Source organism: Metabacillus litoralis, from assembly GCF_020524045.1.
In the GTDB taxonomy this organism is placed as follows: domain Bacteria; phylum Bacillota; class Bacilli; order Bacillales; family Bacillaceae; genus Metabacillus; species Metabacillus litoralis_C.
In genome coordinates, this window is the sequence record NZ_JAIVKL010000002.1 from 216,073 (window position 1) to 235,416 (window position 19,344).

Annotated in this window: 18 protein-coding genes; 5 read left to right on the forward strand and 13 right to left on the reverse strand. The window is 33.4% G+C overall.

Going from position 1 to position 19,344, the window contains the following annotated elements:
• Positions 1 to 25: 25 nt before the first annotated feature.
• From LC076_RS04460 to LC076_RS04485, 6 genes are all read right to left on the reverse strand, one after another.
• The gene (locus LC076_RS04460) at positions 26 to 583 is read right to left on the reverse strand and encodes a helix-turn-helix domain-containing protein (protein WP_226666501.1); all 558 of its coding nucleotides are present in this window, start codon (positions 581 to 583) and stop codon (positions 26 to 28) included.
• Positions 584 to 804: 221 nt separating this feature from the next.
• Entirely contained in the window at positions 805 to 1,002 is a 198-nt protein-coding gene (locus tag LC076_RS04465; protein WP_226666503.1) for a hypothetical protein, read from the reverse strand.
• Positions 1,003 to 1,088: 86 nt separating this feature from the next.
• Positions 1,089 to 2,396 (reverse strand): MFS transporter, encoded by a 1,308-nt coding sequence (locus tag LC076_RS04470; protein WP_226666505.1) that lies wholly within the window; start codon positions 2,394 to 2,396, stop codon positions 1,089 to 1,091.
• Between the two features lie 668 nt (positions 2,397 to 3,064).
• Entirely contained in the window at positions 3,065 to 5,425 is a 2,361-nt protein-coding gene (locus tag LC076_RS04475; RefSeq protein WP_226666506.1) for an FdhF/YdeP family oxidoreductase, read from the reverse strand.
• A 340-nt stretch (positions 5,426 to 5,765) separates the two neighbouring features.
• Positions 5,766 to 6,125: a DUF2294 domain-containing protein gene (locus LC076_RS04480; RefSeq protein ID WP_226666509.1), complete on the reverse strand. Its 360-nt coding sequence runs from the start codon at positions 6,123 to 6,125 to the stop codon at positions 5,766 to 5,768.
• A gap of 72 nt (positions 6,126 to 6,197) precedes the next feature.
• On the reverse strand, positions 6,198 to 7,469 hold the full coding sequence (locus LC076_RS04485) for an OFA family MFS transporter (RefSeq protein WP_226666512.1): 1,272 nt from the start codon (positions 7,467 to 7,469) through the stop codon (positions 6,198 to 6,200).
• An 872-nt stretch (positions 7,470 to 8,341) separates the two neighbouring features.
• Between LC076_RS04485 and fdhD the strand changes: the two genes are divergently transcribed.
• The 3 genes from fdhD to LC076_RS04500 are packed head-to-tail and all read left to right on the forward strand — an operon-like array spanning position 8,342 to position 10,412.
• Positions 8,342 to 9,127, forward strand: coding sequence for a formate dehydrogenase accessory sulfurtransferase FdhD (fdhD, locus tag LC076_RS04490; RefSeq protein ID WP_226666514.1), 786 nt, complete (start codon positions 8,342 to 8,344; stop codon positions 9,125 to 9,127).
• A gap of 19 nt (positions 9,128 to 9,146) precedes the next feature.
• A complete protein-coding gene (gene moaA / locus LC076_RS04495) occupies positions 9,147 to 10,169 on the forward strand; it encodes a GTP 3',8-cyclase MoaA (RefSeq protein ID WP_226666516.1) in 1,023 nt (340 codons plus the stop codon).
• 12 nt (positions 10,170 to 10,181) lie between these two features.
• Entirely contained in the window at positions 10,182 to 10,412 is a 231-nt protein-coding gene (locus tag LC076_RS04500; RefSeq protein WP_226666518.1) for a group-specific protein, read from the forward strand.
• Between the two features lie 247 nt (positions 10,413 to 10,659).
• Here LC076_RS04500 and LC076_RS04505 read toward each other — a convergent pair whose 3' ends face one another.
• Positions 10,660 to 11,178, reverse strand: coding sequence for a DoxX family protein (locus tag LC076_RS04505; RefSeq protein ID WP_226666987.1), 519 nt, complete (start codon positions 11,176 to 11,178; stop codon positions 10,660 to 10,662).
• Positions 11,179 to 12,073: 895 nt separating this feature from the next.
• Here LC076_RS04505 and LC076_RS04510 point away from each other — a divergent pair.
• Positions 12,074 to 12,607, forward strand: coding sequence for a YceI family protein (locus LC076_RS04510; RefSeq protein ID WP_226666520.1), 534 nt, complete (start codon positions 12,074 to 12,076; stop codon positions 12,605 to 12,607).
• A 30-nt stretch (positions 12,608 to 12,637) separates the two neighbouring features.
• Here the strand turns inward: LC076_RS04510 and speD are convergent, their stop codons facing one another.
• The 6 genes from speD to LC076_RS04540 form a co-directional block, all read right to left on the reverse strand.
• Positions 12,638 to 13,453, reverse strand: a complete 816-nt coding sequence (gene speD / locus LC076_RS04515; RefSeq protein WP_226666521.1) for an adenosylmethionine decarboxylase — start codon at positions 13,451 to 13,453, stop codon at positions 12,638 to 12,640.
• A 126-nt stretch (positions 13,454 to 13,579) separates the two neighbouring features.
• Positions 13,580 to 14,248, reverse strand: a complete 669-nt coding sequence (locus LC076_RS04520) for a GNAT family N-acetyltransferase (RefSeq protein ID WP_226666523.1) — start codon at positions 14,246 to 14,248, stop codon at positions 13,580 to 13,582.
• Between the two features lie 253 nt (positions 14,249 to 14,501).
• Positions 14,502 to 15,146, reverse strand: a complete 645-nt coding sequence (locus tag LC076_RS04525) for an SDR family oxidoreductase (protein ID WP_226666524.1) — start codon at positions 15,144 to 15,146, stop codon at positions 14,502 to 14,504.
• 86 nt (positions 15,147 to 15,232) lie between these two features.
• The gene (gene dacB / locus LC076_RS04530) at positions 15,233 to 16,693 is read right to left on the reverse strand and encodes a D-alanyl-D-alanine carboxypeptidase/D-alanyl-D-alanine-endopeptidase (protein ID WP_226666988.1); all 1,461 of its coding nucleotides are present in this window, start codon (positions 16,691 to 16,693) and stop codon (positions 15,233 to 15,235) included.
• Positions 16,694 to 17,129: 436 nt separating this feature from the next.
• A complete protein-coding gene (locus LC076_RS04535; RefSeq protein ID WP_226666526.1) occupies positions 17,130 to 17,966 on the reverse strand; it encodes an aldo/keto reductase in 837 nt (278 codons plus the stop codon).
• A 256-nt stretch (positions 17,967 to 18,222) separates the two neighbouring features.
• The gene (locus tag LC076_RS04540) at positions 18,223 to 18,327 is read right to left on the reverse strand and encodes a YjcZ family sporulation protein (protein ID WP_226666528.1); all 105 of its coding nucleotides are present in this window, start codon (positions 18,325 to 18,327) and stop codon (positions 18,223 to 18,225) included.
• A gap of 146 nt (positions 18,328 to 18,473) precedes the next feature.
• On the opposite strand from LC076_RS04540, the gene LC076_RS04545 reads away from it, so the two are divergent.
• Positions 18,474 to 19,142 (forward strand): SOS response-associated peptidase, encoded by a 669-nt coding sequence (locus LC076_RS04545; RefSeq protein ID WP_226666529.1) that lies wholly within the window; start codon positions 18,474 to 18,476, stop codon positions 19,140 to 19,142.
• The last annotated feature ends 202 nt before the right edge of the window (positions 19,143 to 19,344 follow it).

The window sequence follows — 19,344 nt, forward strand, 5'->3', positions numbered from 1 at the left end:
ACGATCTCTCCTGACATTCATTTTTTCAATCCAAGTCCATTTCTACATGAGTTAAATCTGTGGAGACAGACGAAGCTCCGATAATCTCACCTTTACTATTAAATAAAGGACGACAAAACACATGATAGGTATGTATAGCATCTGATAAAGGAAAACTTATATTTCTACTTATTTTCTTTTTCGAGTTTATCACCTCTCGCTTTAAATTTTTTAATGCTAATGTTCCATTATTTACAGTAATTTCATCATCTGTCTTCCCAATTACATCTTTTGGATTGAAATCTGGATGGGAATTAAATATCCAAGTATAACTTAAATCTAAATCACAATGGGCAATAATAATAGGTGAATCATCAAGAGCATAATGAAAAGGATTTGCTTCTAATTCAAAAATGGAAGGGTGAAATCTTAATAATTCTGCAATACTATTAGCAATTGATTTACTAGGATTTCGTTGAGCATTTTCTATTCTAGAGTAATAAGCTCGATCAATATTTAATAACTGTGAAAGTGTTTCTTGTGAATATCCTCTTTTTTTTCTTAAGTTGATTAACCAATATCTATCATTCTCTTTTTCAATCATGAAGTATTACCTCTAAAGTTTTATAATTTATATTGTATACAAATAGACGGTATTCTTTTGTGCCTCTTTTGACACATTATCGTTTTTTATTAATCTTTACAAACTAGTATGTATTCCTTGCTCACTATCCAATTTAATAATCATAAAAAAGAGGATAACTCATAAGGGTCAGTAAGTCTAACCCCTGGATTATGAGTCATCCTCTTCCTGATTTTTAACAATTACCAGGGAAAGCGCCTTTTTCTATTATCTTCAACACCTAACACATTATCATCATCGTATCTTCTTCGATCTTCCACTCCTGCAACATCTTCTCTTCTGTGACGTCTTTTATCATTTGCTTCGATGATAATAACCTCTTCTGCGTTAATGATTACTCGCTCTGCGTTAATAACAGGTCTTCTTCTTTGCTCTGACATTAACAATCACTCCTTTCATCTGTTTCTATATCTTATGAATATAGAAATAAGATGTGTAGACAAGTGTAATAGAATAACATCCAATTTTAATATAAAGAGACCTTCTTTTTCATATTTTTAATATAAAAAGTAAAACTAGTTATTGCAAATAAAACTAAGATAACTAAACCTGTAAATATATTTCGATAAATAATTTCTTCTGTAAATTCTTGCTGTAACGTTATCATAATACCTGTAAGTGTAACTCCAAACGCTCCTCCAAAAAACTGAATAAGCTGAGCCATTCCCATTCCTGTTCCGATATCCTCTTTTGGTAAAATACGTGATACTTCGTTTGCCACACTAGATGTTAGTGCTGAAAAGCCTATACTCATGAACATATATGTAAACAAGATCGAATAAGGGGAAACTGTTGCAAACAACGCAAATAAAATTGTTGCAATTAAGAGAAATAATTGACCAAAAATAATTAATGGTTTGTTTCCAAAACGATCAATTAACCGGCCAATTAATTGAGCAGCAATCGCAGATAATATTGCACCAGGAAAAATAATCATCCCAACCTCTGCTGGATCTTTTTCAAATACAATTGTTAAAATGATTGGCATGAGAAATAATGCTGCAAAATGACAAATGAAAGCTGTAAACCCTACAAATAGTAATTTTATATATTCTCGATTTTTCAGTAACTTAGGTTGGATAAATGGAATTTCTACTTTATGAATATGTCTCCACATGAATATCATACAAATGACACTACTTATTAAGATCATGATATTAAAGTTTGACAAAAACAGTAATAACCCGGTAACCGTTAAGGCAGTTAATATGCCTCCAAATGTATCGAACTTCACTTTCTTTACATCTTCTTTTGGTAAGAGTTTCTGAAAAATAGGAATAAACAAAACAACTAAGCCTGTTATTGCAAACAAATAATTCCAACCTAAATATTGTGTAATAGCTCCACCAATGACAGGTCCTAACCCAAAACCTAAAGAGGAAGCTGAAGCGATTAATGCCATTGCTTTACCTCTTCGAGAAACTGGTATATACCTACTCGCTAACACCATTGCTAATCCGGGTACTGAACCAGCTCCTGCTGCTTGAAGAATTCTAGAAGCAAGTAACAATGTAAAATTATTCGAGAAAAAACCAATGAGTGATGCTAAGCTTAAAATGGATAATCCAATGAATAGTAGTTTAGAAATTGGAATAAAATCAGACAATCTACTAAATGTTAATGTTGCGATAGCAAATACGATGGAATATCCTGACACAATCCATGAAGCAGTTGTTGAGTTTAATGAAAGATCTAATAATACACTTGGTAATGCTACATTAAACATGGTTGTATTCATAACAACAAGCCAAACGGTAAAACTCCAAAATAGCACTACTTTATTCTCTTGAATAGTTTCACTTTGTTTAGGAGCTGTACTAGTTAAAGTTGAGATAAAATCACCTTATTTCTTTGTATATTTCACTTTCATATCATAATCCTTAATCTGTTATAAAGAAAAGTAAAATGATTCGAGACTCGAAAAAAAGATGGGACATAATTAAAGAAATCATCCAAAAAAGCGAATAAATCTAAATTCAGTTAGGTTAAAAAACAAGTTCGTTCCATTGCGCTGCAGACACTCCATTCGCCGGGGAGGAAGCTAAGCCTCCTCAGCTACGCCTGCGGGGTCTCAGCCTTCCCTCTATTCTAAGTAGGTGCTCTAGTGTCTTCCGCTCCATTCCACTAAGTTCTTAAAAATAGTTTCCAAAATCACAAAATCTATTAAAGACAGCAAATAAAAACCCGAACTATTAGGTGAGTGATTAATTGAAATATCACCTTATAATTCGGGTTTATCATTAGTTTAAATACTTATGTCCCAGTCTCTACAAATTATTTATTCTTCTATTAATAAAGCTCACTTCTCAAAGTTTGTTGCTATTTGACGTCTTTATCTGTTAGAACCAGTGTTTTATCTCATAAAAGGTAGGATCTGTAGAAAAAAAGATACCACTAGACTTTGTTTAGAGGTATTTCTACCAGGGTTCTAAACACAACAGATTAAACTGGTGCATTTACCTCTAAGTCTTCAATTCGCTTTTCATTGTACTGAACATCTTTACGCGCATTAAAGCGATCTGCCTTTTCAACAGTTGCCGTAATATTATAATCAGGAATACCAGCGAATTTTTCATATCTTCCTCTTGGTAATAAAAAGTTTCCTTCAGGAAAGTGAACCTCAACATTACCTTTTGCGATTTCAACAAATTTTGCTTTTCCTTGAAATACACCAAAGCCATTATAAACAACAATACCTTCACCTTCTGCAATACTTAATCGTTTTGCATCTTCAGCATTCATTAATACATCATAGCGGTCAGCACCATTGAATGGATCTACTTCCTTATATACCATTGAATTAAATTGCTTACCACGTCTTGAAGTGACAATGAATTGTCCTTCTTTTCTATTCAAATCAGGAATTTCAACTGAAATTAAATTACCCTTTCCATCAGGTGTTGGGCATACTCCGCCTTCACATAACCATGCACCACCCCATTGGAACACGTCACCCTGCTTCTTTAAATGTTGAACCCCATCATAATCTCTGTTCGCAACAGCAATTTCATCACGGATTTCCTGACCAGTCTTAAAATCTACTAAATGAGCAGTTTCCGGCTTCACACGCTTAGCAAGATCAATATAAATTTTCCATTCTGATCGAGCTTCTTCAATATAGTTTTTGTTGCCTTCGATTTCAGGAGAGAAATACACCATGCGTTCAGTTGATGTAGATGTTCCTCCGCCATCTTGTTCATAGCGAGTTTTCGCTGGTAACACAATAACAGCTTCTTTTGCATCAACTAATGTTGATGTATTAAAGATGATATCCTGATGCACACGAATATCTAGCTCTGATAATGCTTTTTCCACAAAGTCAGGATCTGGCATCGTTTCTAAGAAGTTACCTCCAGATAAATAGTACATCTTTATTTTTCGTTCATGATCTTCTGGAAGAACGATATTTTCAAGAGTAACTCCCACAATATCTCCTTGCCACTTTGGAAGATCAAATCCCCAAATTCTTTCAATCCGCTCTACATTTTCTGTATCAAAACCTCCTCCAGGAAGAACAAATGGATCTGCTCCCATTTCTCCAGATCCCTGAACAGAAGAATGTCCACGAAATGGCATTAATCCACTGTTTTTACGACCTAAGTAGCCTCTTAATAAAGCAAGGTTTGCTACTTGAGAGATATTATCTGTTGCAAATGAATGCATTGTTAATCCTAATGCCCATGCAAAAACAGCATTTTTACTATTGGCAAGTAAAATCGCTAATTCTGCAATTCTTTCCTGTGATATACCAGATGATTTGATAATCTCATCCCATGACTGTTGTTCAACGGTTGCTTTTAACTCTTCATAGCCATTAACATGTTTTTGCACAAATTCATGGTTAATAGCGGATCCGTGAGATTTTTCTTCCATTTCAAACCAATGCTTCATTATGCCGTGCATAAAGGCAATATCTCCACCAATGTTTACCTGATAAAAGTCATCTGCAATTTTTGTCCCAAACAAAGCGGACTCCATATTAGAAGGAATCCAATATTCATCCATTGCTGGCTCTTTATATGGATTAACTACAATAATTTTAGCTCCACGTTTTTTTGCTTCTAACATATATTTAGTAGAAACTGGAGACGCATTAGATGCTACACTTCCCCAGAATAATAAGACATCTGTACCAAACCAGTCTTGATAATTTGCTGTTGAAGCTCCAACACCAATCGAACGCTTTAACGCTGTTTTACTTGGTGAATGACAAATACGCGAAGCATTATCTATATTATTAGTTCCAAGAAAACGAGAAACCTTTGCTGCTACATAATAAGATTCATTCGTAATTCCACGTGATGTTAAGTAAAACGCATATTGCTTAGGATCTAATTTCTTCATTTTTTCTGCAATCACATCCATTGCTTCATTCCATGACAGACGAGAGAATTTCCTTTCTCCTTTTCTGCGAATAAGTGGATATGGAATTCTTCCTAGCTTTCTTAGTTCTGTACTACTATATTTTCTTAGTTCATCAATATCTGCATGTACAATTTCTTCTTTTAAAGCCGGCATAGTATTTAAACGTAATACATTTAGCCTTGTTGTACACATATGAGGTCCTTTAAGCGTTTGATCATACAATCCAGAAACCCCTAAAGCACAACCATCACAAACACCTTTAGTAACAATTCTTGTTGCATATCCTAAATTATCTCGATTATCCCATGCAATTTTCATTGTATCGCGGAAATGCTGTGGCTTCACTTTACCTAAACCAAAGGGAATTGGACTTACCCAATGCTTTGGTTGTGGTGACTTTGTTGCTTTTATAGGTCCTTGATGTTTTGATTCTCCCATATGAATCACTCCTTATCTATTAAACTATGAAAGAAAGCTCTAACTAATGTGATTTAGTATAAAACTCATCGATATAAATTAAGAGAAAAACTAGCTTATTGGTAATTAAGATGAATTAGCAATAAGCTAATTTTTCATTTGAATTAGATTTGTTTATCAATTAATGTTGTTTAATTTGTTATTGATTTCCGTTAAACCAATGCCTAAAGACAGTTTAACACCTCTAAATCAGGTGACATGTACAACTAAAGAAAAAACCACCGCTATCCCAAACTAGTTAAATTTGAGTTAAACGGTGGTTAGTCTTTTGCAGGATCGCTACTAAGTGCCATACCTAAATTTATTTACAAAATTTCTCTTGAATATCTTCGTCAAAAACAAAGATTGACATACCAAAATCTCGGTCTATATCAATGTCTACAAAAAGATCAACATAATGACATCCTAAAAAATCTTCCATTTCAACTGGAGGATGCTTTTTATACATTTGCTTTACCATTTCAGTTCGAGCAGATCTTAAGGCTTGTTTTCCCTCATCTGCACTAGCAATAAATTTCTCAACTGGTGATAAATTCCCTTCCATTTCACATATAGCCCAATTTTTACAAAATGTTGTCGTAATCTTACTTGGGCCTTTTCCCATATGTTTCTTTCGAAAGGAACGAACGATATTACTGAATTCTGCTTCGTACTTATTCATTATACCCTCCTACCTACTAGAGGTGTTAGCATGAGGTATTTTAACACAACTATAAACGTTTTGGAAGAAGAATTAACCAGCCATTGTGCTATTTGATTTTTCACCAACATTTTGTTGACGTAGCTTATTAATATCACGACGAATGAAGATAGAAACAGCTAGAGCAATAACAAACATACCAGCAAAGAACGTTAGACTTGTTGCATAACTTCCTGTTGTATCTTTCATCCATGCTGCAAACATTGGTCCTGCTAATCCTGCTGCTGCCCATGCAGTTAAAATATATCCATGGATAGCCCCTAGCTGCTTTGTTCCAAATAAGTCACCAATATAAGCAGGAATTGCTGCAAATCCCCCACCATAACATGTATATACAATGGCTAACATAACCTGGAATAACATTGCTTCTTGTGTATGTGGTAATAAAGCAAATAAGATAATTTGCAAAACAAAGAATGTGGTATAAGTGTTCGGTCTACCGATAAAGTCTGAGATTGAAGCCCATCCAATACGGCCAAGACCATTAAAAATTCCTAAAACACCAACTAATGCAGCTGCTTCTACTGTTGAAAGACCAATACTTTCTTGTGCAAGAGGTTTTGCAGCAGATAAAATCGCAATTCCACATGTAACATTGATAAATAGCATGATCCATAGATAATAAAATCTTGACGTTTTGATTGCTTCATTTGCTGTTAACTGTGACAAATCTTCTTTTATTCTTGATTTTCTAGATTTCACTTTTTCATTAAATCCTTCAGGAACCCAATTAACCGGTGGTTTTTCTAAATATAATGATGATAAAGTCATAATAATAAGATATGAAGCTCCTAAAATATAAAATGTATTCGCTATACCAACTGAATTGATTAAAACTTCCATGATTGGGCTGCTAATTGCTGCAGCAAATCCAAAGCCCATAATTGCAAGGCCAGTTGCTAAACCTCTTCGATCTGGAAACCATTTAACTAATGTTGAAACTGGAGCAATATAACCTACTCCAAGGCCTATTCCCCCAAGTACACCATATGTAGCATAAAGGAGTGTGAGAGAACCAATACTAACAGCAAATCCTGCACCTATTACACCAACTCCAAAAAATGCCGCTGCAAGAAGCCCTGCTGCTCTTGGTCCATACTTCTCAACAAAATGCCCTAAAAATGCAGCTGACAAACCAAGAAATAAAATAGCTAAACTGAATGTTAATTGAACTTGTTGTGATGTCCATCCGAATTCTTCCATTAAAGGATTTGTAAAGTTACTCCAAGCATAAACAGATCCAATTGAAATATGGATTCCTACTGCTGACGCAGCAATTAACCACCGATTTTTTGTCTTTTTCACAAATTCATCTCCTAACTTATTTACTACAAGTCGCTTTCGTAATGATTGTTTTACTACTTAAGTACCTCACCTTACATATTCACCTTATCTTCGTGCTCTTTTCACATTATTACTTAGTTCTTTATCTAAAGGTCATTATTTAGATCATTCTACATGCAAAAATTTTATAAAAAGGCTGTTTTCGCATAGAATGTTGCTCTCGGAAAAATCCCAGGAGCCGGATTTTCCCCCCTGGATACAAGGGATTTTCTTTCTGAATCGGGAGAGCAGCTCTTTTCTTCCATCCTTACAGGGATATTTTTTGGCAATCAGGGCGATATATTTTGAAAATAAAATTAAAAAGCAAAAAAGTTTACGAAAAGAGCTTATAAAAAAGAGCAGGATAACAAAGAAAACCGCCAACCTCCAAAAACATGCAACAAAATTGTGCAAATTTTTGGTGATTGACGGTTAGTTTCAAGCAGGATTCGCTACTATCGGACCAACAGTTAATCGCTTACATTTCTGTAACAAATTGAGCTGTTAACAGGTTCGCTGCCACAAGAACAAGATGTTACAAAATCATGAACTTTGTAAAGAAATATTAACATGTTCTTTTTATAACCGCAACATTTTTTTGCTCGCTTTGTTAACAGTGCTTGAAACCTTACATCATAATGTTATTACTCTATTCAAGTAATTTCATGACACTATCCTTAAGGTAAACTTTTATCTAATCGTAAATCAAAATCTACCATCCCTACATAATTGATAACTTCGATTGCTTTTTTGTAATAAACTTTATACAAAAAATGATAGCTAATCTTTACTACTTGTTTTAAAAAACATTATGTGTTTATACTTTAGTAATCTAAAAATTCAGGTGATGTATGATGGATATGAGTATTAATCGTAAAATTATAAAATATGAAAATGGAAATTTGATAAACACTGAAGACATTATTGTTTCAGAATTTCCTTTAACCATTATTGTTAATGATCAAGAATTTGCTACTATGGTATGCACCCCTACTCATTTCGAGGAAATGGTTGTTGGATTTTTAGCATCTGAGGGTGTTATTCGGTTTTATGATGAAATTAAATCTTTACAAATTGACGAAGATACAGGATTTGCTTATGTAACTTTGCATGTTGATATTGGAACTAATCCACAGCAATACACGAAACGATTTATTGGATCCTGTTGTGGGAAGAGTAGACAATTTTATTTCAAAAATGATGTTAAAACAACGAAAACATCAACTTCAAAATTAACAATTACTCCCCAACAATGTATCCAATTAATGCATGAAATGCAATCTAGTAGTGTTGTTTTTAAACATACAGGTGGTGTTCATAATGCTGCTTTATGTAGTCCAGAAAAAATGTTTGTAAGTCGAACTGATATAGGTCGACACAACGCTTTAGATAAATTATACGGATATAGTATCCTACAAAAACTACCTGTTCGTGATAAGATTATCGTATTTAGCGGAAGAATTTCTTCTGAGGTTTTAGTTAAAGCAGCAAAAATCGGTGTAGGTATTGTTTTATCCAAATCTGCTCCTACAGATTTAGCGATTAAACTTGCTGATGATTTAAATATTACGGCTGTAGGATTTATTAGAGGTCAATCATTTAATGTTTATTCACATCCTGAGAGGATAAAAGGGGAATAGTTTTAAGGAGGTACACAGGTTGAATTCAAACAATAACGAAGTTTATGATTATTTTAATCGTCCTCTACGTGATTTAAGAATATCTGTTACAGATAAATGTAATTTTCGTTGTACTTATTGTATGCCAGCTGAAATCTTCGGACCTGATTATCCTTTTTTAAAGAAAAGTCAGCTTTTATCTTATGAAGAAATAGAAAGACTTACAAAGGTATTTGTCCATTCACTAGGAGTGCAAAAGATTCGAATTACAGGTGGAGAGCCACTAATGAGAAAAGATTTACCCCAGCTCATAGAGAAGATTAATAAAATTAAAGGTGTAGAAGATATTGCCATGACGACGAACGGTTCCCTTCTACCCAAATTTGCAACCTCTCTTAAATCGGCTGGCTTAAAACGTGTTTCAATCAGCTTAGACTCTTTACAAGACGAAGTATTCGGAAAAATAAATGGTCGTGATGTTTCGGTTAAAACGGTATTAGACGGTATTGACGCTGCTGAACAAGCTGGTTTGAAGGTAAAAATTAACATGGTCGTAAAACGTGGTATGAATGAACAAGAAATACTTCCCATGGCTAAATACTTTAAAGACAAGGGACATATTTTACGTTTTATTGAATTTATGGACGTAGGAAACACAAACAAATGGAACTTAAAAGATGTATATTCTAAAAAAGAAATTATTCAAGATATACATGAAGTCATGCCACTTGAAGCAATTGACCCTAATTATACTGGTGAAGTTGCAACACGTTATCGTTACAAAGGGTCAAATGAAGAAATTGGAGTTATTTCATCTGTTTCAGATGCATTTTGTTCAACATGTAATAGAGCCAGACTATCAGCAAATGGCATGTTATATACATGTTTATTCTCATCAAAAGGACATGATCTACGAGAGCCAATTAGGTCAGATGCAACTGATGAGCAATTAACAGACTTAGTAGAGAAAATTTGGTTTAAGCGAAAAGATCGTTACTCATTAGATCGTAGTGAGTCTTCTACTACTCGTAAAAAGATTGAAATGTCACATATCGGCGGTTAGGAGGAAATAAAAATGAGTTTCTGTAACATTGATCATACTTTAGATGATGTTAAGAAAAAACTAACAGAACAAAAGCCATATTTACCAGAAGAGTTGGCAGTTTCTTGTTTTGACTATTTAACCTATTCACATAATCAAACAGAATTAAATGAATTATTTCATCTCCTCAAAAAATATGATTTAGCTTCCGATGAGGAAAGGGAATTACGCAACAAAAAATTTAGAGCTCTACTAAGTGTTTGAGAAAAAAGTTTTTTCAAAAAATAGAATCGAACAATGATTGTAGGTAGTTTACATCGCTCCTAAATATCCTCCGCTAAGCTATTAGGCGTGAGGAATAAATAGGATAATGTGTTATAATCTTTCCCAATTATATTGCCTGCCTTATAGAAATGAAACCTAAGGACAAATATTTATACTTTCTTATCTCTAACCCAAAAAAGGACAGTTTATCTGTCCTTTTTTGTTTACAAACATCACCAGTAGTAAACTAGTGAACTGGAAGATGTTTGTGATGATGGTCATTTCTGTTCTTTTCCCGACGTTTTTCTAGTTTTATTTTGATATAAGGAATCAGAATTCTATCACAACCGTAGTAATAACTTGCTGCACCAACCCCTATTAGTATAATGGCTGCTGTATATAATATTGGATTGGTACTTACCGTACCTGCTAGTAAGAAGTTTAAGTTCATAAATCCTGCTGCCACTAATGCAGGAATGGTTGCAACTCCTAGGATTAAACCTAAACCTACTAATACTTCTCCCCATGGAATTAAAATGTTAAATAGTCCCGCATTAGGTAGTGCAAATTGTTCTAGAAATGTTGCATACCACCCTTGCACAGCTGGGTGATCTCCACTAGCCTTTGCAATAGCTCCTTGTAAATATCCTGTAGCATCAAACCCTTCTGTTATTTTTGGTAACCCAGCTTTAAGCCACTGTATTCCCAACCAAACTCGTAATATTGTCCAAATGATAGCCATTTTAGGTCCTTTTAAAAATTCCATCATGATCTTTCAGCTCCTTAGTATTTGTGAATAATTTCACATAAACCATTAACATAATCTTAAGCTAGCTAGCTTTCATTCGAAAGTTTGTGAATGTTTTCACTAACTTTCTATATATTAAATTTACACCTTTTTCATCAAACTAACAAGTGACTTCACAATCTGTTCAGAATAAAATAAATATTTTCTAACTTGTGATGAAACTCACTGAATCTTTTCTCACCTTTGAAAATTAAACATTGTCGGCATTGAAAGTGAAGTCTTTAACAATGTAAAAGCTACTTTTACACATAGGTTCGGAAAATTCATTACTGGAATGTAAATGCCAGATTAACGATATAAAATTTTGATCGTTTATAAATGGAATAATCAATTAACATCTTCTTTTTCTAAGTAATCAATGCACTGAATTAGCCGTTTGGCATCTTCTTTTTTAAGTTCATGATAAGTCCAAGGATATTTAATAAAGTAGGTACTCATGTCCTTCATCTTTTCTATGACGATCTTTTACTCTGGCTTTCCTCCCGTTTATGTCCTTCATCCCCTCCCTCTATGACATCCTTTTACTCGGACTTTTGGACATTATTAAATAAGCATTTATATTTAAATTTCTCACCTTACAAATATTTAAGCATTTTTCTTCATATATAAACGTATACTACGCTGGTGAGTACTATTATTTCTGATTATTGTCTTTAGCTAGATTGTTTCATTATCTAATAGCTTTCTAGTAAAAACCTATTGAACTAATAATTTACTAGCAAGAAAATTAATAGATACATTTTTTCAAAGCAAACACATTGACATTTCTTCTTTAAGATCATATAATTATCTCGAAGTTATAAATCTTTAAATCGAGATATATTAATTAAACAAATAAATGGAGGAATTTAAAATGACAAATTCAAAATGGAATCTTGATGTAGCACACAGTAGTGTTGATTTTTCTGTAAAACATATGATGTTCGCAACTGTTAAAGGTGGTTTCCAAAGCTTCGAAGCAAATATTGAGGCGGATCCTACTAACTTAACTACAGCTTCTATCTCTTTTTCTGTAGATTTATCAAGTGTTGATACACGCAATGAAGATCGTGATAATCATTTACGTTCTGGTGACTTTTTTGACGTAGAAAATCACCCTAAAATGACATTTACATCAACAAATATCGAGAAGACAGATGATAATGAATATAATGTAACTGGAGATTTATCATTACATGGTGAAACAAAAACAGAAACTTTTGCCGTGACATTTGAAGGAACAGGTATTGATCCTTGGGGAAATGAAAAAGCAGGATTTTCAGCAGAAGGCAAAATTAAAAGAAGTGACTATGGCTTAACTTGGAATGCTCCATTGGAAGCTGGTGGCGTTCTTGTGGGAGATCAAATTAAGATCTCACTACAACTTCAAGCTGCTAAAGAAGCTTAATAATAAAACTGGTGGGAGTTTTCTCCCACCTTATTTATTTTCTTTAATATTCTTCCCATAAAAAATTTCATCCATCTCTTTTGTTAAACTATCCGTAATTTGTTCTTGCTCTTCTTCACTTAACTTATCCTTTGAATAGCCAAAAAGGTAGTTATTCAAATCAAAGTTTTTAAGCTTACATTTCGTGTGAAAAATATTTTCCTGATAAATATTCACATCAAACATATGAAAATCATCTTTAACTTCTTCAGGAATATAGTTTTGAATAGAGCTTATGTCATGATCTATAAATAACTTATCTCCATTAATATCTCGAGTGAAACCTCTTACTCGATAATCCATTGTCATAATATCAGTATCAAATGAATGAATTAAATAGTTCAATGCTTTTAATGGAGATATTTCTCCACATGTTGAGACATCAATATCAGCTCTAAACGTACTAATCCCCTCGTTTGGGTGATATTCTGGATATGTATGAACGGTAATATGGCTTTTGTCTAATCCCATTACTACTGCAGATGGTAATGGACCTGGTGATTCATCATATGATTCATTAGGCACTTCAACAACTGGACCTTCAGAAACTAAAATTGTCACACTTGCTCCTTGTGGTACATAATCCTGTTTAGCGATATTTAATACATGCGCACCAATGATGTCAGTGACAGATTCTAAAATAGCTGTTAATCGATCAGCATTATACTGTTCATCAATATACTCAATATATGCTTCACGTTCCTCTTTTGTTTTTGTATAGCAAATATCATACATATTAAAGCTTAATGATTTTGTTAAATTATTAAATCCATGTAGCTGTATTCTCTGTTCTGGTGTTAGTTTCATTCCTAATCCCCCTAACTAGTTTTCCGATACATGATTATACATTATTAACATACCCTTATTTGAAGAGGAAAAATCATTTTTTGTCTTGTTTTGTCACTATGATGCTTTTCATGAAGTATAGAGGTATTAGCTTTGAACAAAAGGACTTTTCCATTCCATTAGAGCTGCATAATTTAAAGAGTCCTCATCCTCGAGATAGTTAGGAATAATGTGCAAAGGAACTCTTCCACATCTTAGTAAAAATGTAATCACAGGGTCTTTTATGTTTCCTTTTACTACAGCGTTTAAATATTGCTCAGGAGACATTTCATTAGATTTCTCTTTATACCCAGGCATTCTTCCTCCACCTAACAACCTCTCTAGCTTTTTTTCAACTACAATATTATACATAGAAAACATAAGCCATTTTCCTAACCCTAGTTTACGAAATTCAGGCATAACACTTATATCGACTATATAAAGACTATTTCCATTTGGATCATGAGTACGGATATAGCCATTATCAGTAATATCTTCCCATGTATGGTGCTTATGTTCTTTATTGTAATTAATGATAAGGCCTGTCATTGAACCTACTAATTGATCATCAATTTCTAAACATAATGCTCCTTCTGAAAACAATTTAATATGATTATTTAACTGCTCTTTATTCCATAACAATTCACTAGGAAATGGTGGTGGAAAGCACTTTTTTTGAATATGTATAAGCTGATCAAAATCCTCTTGTGAATACGTTCGAATGATTGCTTTAACTGGCTTGTCTTTATCAAATACGTAGAGCTCTTTCTTAAACATAGCACCCTCCTATTCTCTACTTCCTTAGAAAGAGGATGATTCCATAGAGGGAACCAGGCCCTGAACATCCTCTCTATCTGTTTTATATTGCCTGTATTCGCAAACTTTGTTGCTTTTAAATACCCCAAGCAATCAGCACTGTATTAAGTATAGTGGCATCTCTTCTTCATAAAATAGTAACCTTATTGCGGGAAAACACTGTTTTTCACTCCGAATTTTGGTTACATAGCAACAATCGTTTAGAAAAGAGCCTTTATATTTGTTGTAAGGACTCTTCTATTGAAGTTTCTCCAGAAATAATGTCAAAAGCTTTTTTCATTGTATTTTTATTCTTAATAGAAGCCATTATTGTTTGTGCTACATCAGCTCTAGGGATCGTTCCTCTTTCAAGTTTTTCTCCTGCTTTGATTTTATTCATACCGTCTTCATTCAAAAGACCACCAGGACGTATAATTGTGTAATCCAAACTTGATTGAGTTAACATTTTGTCTGCATAGTGTTTAGCAACATAGTAAGGTCTAAGGTTTTCATTCCAATTTTCTCGATTATTAGCTTGCAGAGCGCTGACCATGATATATCTTTTCACACCCGCTTTTTCTGCTGCTTCCATGGTTTTTACAGCTCCATCTAAATCAATCAACAACGTTTTATCTGAACCAGTGCTACCTCCTGATCCTGCCGTGAACACAATGGCATCTGCCCCTTTTACAGCATTGGTTAACACTTCAACACTTTTTTCTAAATCAGCTACAACTGCTTCTATACCTTTTTTAATCAGTTGATCTGCTTGTTCTTGTTTTCTAACCATTGCACATACAGAAAATTCTTTGGAGTTCTGTAATAACTCAACAAGTTGTTTTCCTATCTGACCGTTTGCTCCTACAACTAGTACCTTCATAGATGAATTCTCCTCTCTAATAGCTACTTATGCATTTTCATTATTTCAAAAAAACCCCTTGATTTCAAAAGGTTTGCTTCATCACCTCATGGATTCGTAATGATCTTAAGAATATCTTCTTCAATTGCTTTTCCATTTTGATCTTCCTTTAAATGATTAAGTAATATTGAAAAAATAATTTCATCTCCATTATTCATTGTGGTATATCCTGATAACGTACTTACATTTGTTAATGTACCTGTTTTAGCGATAACTTTTTCTTTCAGATGATTATTCGTCATTCGATTAGAAAGTGTTCCACCCGTTAATTTATTATTCTCTCCTGAAACAGGTAAAGAGCGATAATATACTTGAAACCAAGTAGCTTGTTTAATTTCATATAAAAGCTGAGTAATGACATTTGCTTGTACTAAATTCATATGAGATACACCAGATCCATCTCTGATAACAATTTGTTCAATAGGCACTCCTAATTTTGTTAATACATCATTCTCAACCTTAATCCCAGACTTCCAGCTTCCTTTATCTTCTTTGACTTTCCCCATTTCCTTTATAAGTCCTTCAGCTATTGTATTATTACTTAATTTCATAAACGGAACTAACAGTTTCTCAAGTTCTAATGAAGAATGTTTCAACAGTAAATCTGAATGTTTTGGAACATTTCCTTTTGTTATATCCCCAACAAGTTTTATTCCATTTTCTTTTAAAGAATACTTAAACAAGCTAAGAGCATAATTTGTTGTGTCCCATACAGACACCCATTCTCTTACAGGTGCTTGATTTATTGGTATTTCTCCTTCTATTATCAACTCATTTTTTCCATGTTTCCGTTTAATTGTTAATGTATTTTTATTCGTAGCTGCAACAGTTTTAGCACGATTATAGATCTTAAGATAATCCAACTTAGGAGTAAAATTGATAATTGGAGCTTCTTCTTCTTTTAAAGCTGGTGCGATTTCTATCCTCATGGTACCCGCATCATAATCTTTGTCAGGAGATGCGGTTAAAGCAGAGATTTGTGCCCCATAATTAGCCGTTTCATCACTCCATGGTAAATCAATCGAATAACGAACATCATCATACCAAGAATCATCTCCAATTAAATCGCCACTAATATACCTTATTCCTTTACTTCTTAGCTTTTTAGCAAATTGATCAAAATCTTTTGGTAAAAGAGTTGGATCACCTTTACCTTTTAAATATACATTACCAATAAGGCCATTCCATTTGATATGACCATCAGTCCATATTTCTGTATCAAAAGTATATTTAGATCCTAAAATTTCTAATGCTGATGCAGCAGTAAAAAGTTTCATGTTAGATGCTGGTGTTAAACTTGTATCACCGTTATGAGAATAAAGTAATTCACCTGACAAAGCAGATCGGATACTAACTGCAGAAATAGATCCCTGTAAATTAGCATTCCTTTCTAAATAATCTGTTAATTTATTGAAGTGTTGCTTGTGAGTTTCTGCATGAATTGTGTGATGTTGCGGAGAAAGGAATGAAGTAATGAACATTAATAAGATAAGAAAATATTTATGCATAATCAAATAAGAGCTCCTCTCATTTATAGAATCTCCTATAATCTTATCTAACGAGTTATTTACTATACAAATTATCATCTAAAAGAGAGATCCCATATAATTTGGGAATATTCAAAAAATCTAATTATGCTAAAATAGTCAAACTTTATAATATTGCTGTCTTATTAATTAGTTAAGCTGGTAAAACAATCTCGTTCCGTTTTGCTACAGACGCAAGATTGGAGGGGAAAGCTTGAATCTTACTCAGATACACCTGCTTAAGCCTCAGGGTTTCCTCTTCTTTCCTTGAAGTAGAATGTCTTCCCCTCCATTCCACTAGTTATTAAGAATAGTATAAAAAACTATATAAGATAGCAAATAAAGACCCGAACGATTAGACGAAGAATTGAACTGTCATCTAATCAATCGGGCCCAAGCCTCTTTTATTCAGTTAGAATTAAACAAGATTAAACTCATCTGGATCTGGTCCTACACGTTTATCTTGATTAAGTGAATTAATTTTCTCCATATCTTCTTGGTTTAATTCAAAGTCAAAAATGTCTGCATTTTCTTTTATTCTATGTGGTTTTACCGATTTTGGAATTGTAACAACTTCATTCTGTAAATCCCATCGTAAAATGACTTGTGCAGTTGATTTGTTATATTTTTTGGCAATATCAACTAAAACAGGTTCATCAAGTAAACCACCTTGCATTAATGGAGACCACGCTTCAAGCTGGATTCCATTTTTCTTACAAAATTCATGAAGTGCTGTTTGAGTTAATCTTGGATGATATTCTACTTGATTTACCATAGGTTTAATTTCACATTGATCAAAAAGATCTTGGAGATGATGCTCTTTAAAGTTACTTACACCAATAGCACGAACGCGACCATCTTTATAAAGCTCTTCTAATGCTTTCCAAGTTTCAATGTATTTCCCATGCTCTGGAACTGGCCAATGAACAAGATAAAGATCTAGATACTCTAAACCTAATTTGTTCATACTTTCATCAAAAGCAGCAAGAGTTTCTTCAAAGCCTTGGTTTGAATTCCAAACCTTAGTTGTTATAAATAACTCCTTTCTAGAAACACTACTTTTTACAATTGCTTGTCCAACACCCTCTTCATTTCCATAAACAGCAGCTGTGTCAATACTTCTATATCCTGCATCGATCGCTGAAGTAATTGAATTAATAACATCTTCTCCATCCTCAACCTTAAAAACACCTAATCCAAACCATGGCATTTTCACACCATTATGTAATGTTGTTGTACTTTGTAAACCACTCATTCCTTAATTCACTCCTTCCATTCTATATTATTATCTTGCATCATTTAATTATTTATGAAAAGTAATTTGCTCATAAATTCTTATTTAACACTTCGCTATTTTTTATCATTTAGCTCTGTTAAACTTTCCCTAAATAATTAATTTCCCCTTCTAGAAACTAGATCGCGTGATTATGTAAATTTTTAAAATATCTTATATTGTCAGAAAAGCCTATTATCAGGTAGGATAATAGGCTTAAAGTGATATTGGATGTTAATTAGTATCCAACATAAGAAGCACCAATGATGATTAACAAGATAAACAATACTACGATTAAAGCAAAACCTGCTCCGTAACCGTAACCGCCACCTGCAGCACCCATGATATCACCTCCACATTTTTATGTATTACTATATGTTAGGAGTGCTCAGTTCGTTATGGTTAAAACTCTAATTTATAAAAATTCTATTTTTATCCTAACTTGATGTAAAATAATAATTAACATTAGCATAATATGGAGGTCCGAAAATGTGTGGTCGATTTTCTTTAGCGACAGATCAAGAAATACTTCAAAATCAGTTTGATTTCATATTACATGATGAGGTTATGAACAGATACAACATCGCTCCTTCTCAAGATATTTTGGTCATAGGATCTAATGGAAAGAACCGTGTTGGAACACAGATGAAATGGGGACTTGTACCACCTTGGTCTAATGATACAAAGATTGCTTATAAAATGATAAATGCTCGGTCTGAGACAATTGATGAGAAAGTTAGCTTTAAGAAACCATTTCTTATGAAACGATGTTTAATTTTAAGTGACGGATTTTATGAATGGAAGAAGAATGGTAAAGAAAAACAACCCTACCGATTTAAAATGAAAAACAATCGTGCCTTTGCATTTGCTGGGATATGGGAGAGGTGGGATAAAGGTAATAACCCTTTATACACCTGTTCAATTATTACAACAAAAGCTAATTCACTAACAGCGGACGTCCACGATCGAATGCCAGCAATTTTGCCAGAAAGTTCATACGATCATTGGTTAAATAGAGAATTTCAAGATCTTGAAAAGTTAAAATCACTACTTACGCCATATTACTCAGATGAGATGGAGAAGTACCCTGTTTCCAGTATTGTTAATTCACCGAAGAATGATTCAGCAGAGTGTTTAGTTAAGTTAAATAGCCTTTAGAGTTCGCCAATGCCTAAATTAGAAAGATCTTATTTGTTTCAAAATCTTTAGAACTAGTTTCGAGAGTAGAAATCAAAACAATGTAAAAAAATTATACTTTTCACCCATGAAAAAAGGCTGTGACATATCGTAGTAATTAACAAAAATTCCGAACGAAGTAATAGCTTAGCGGATGAAATATACGTAGACTCCTGCGGGATGC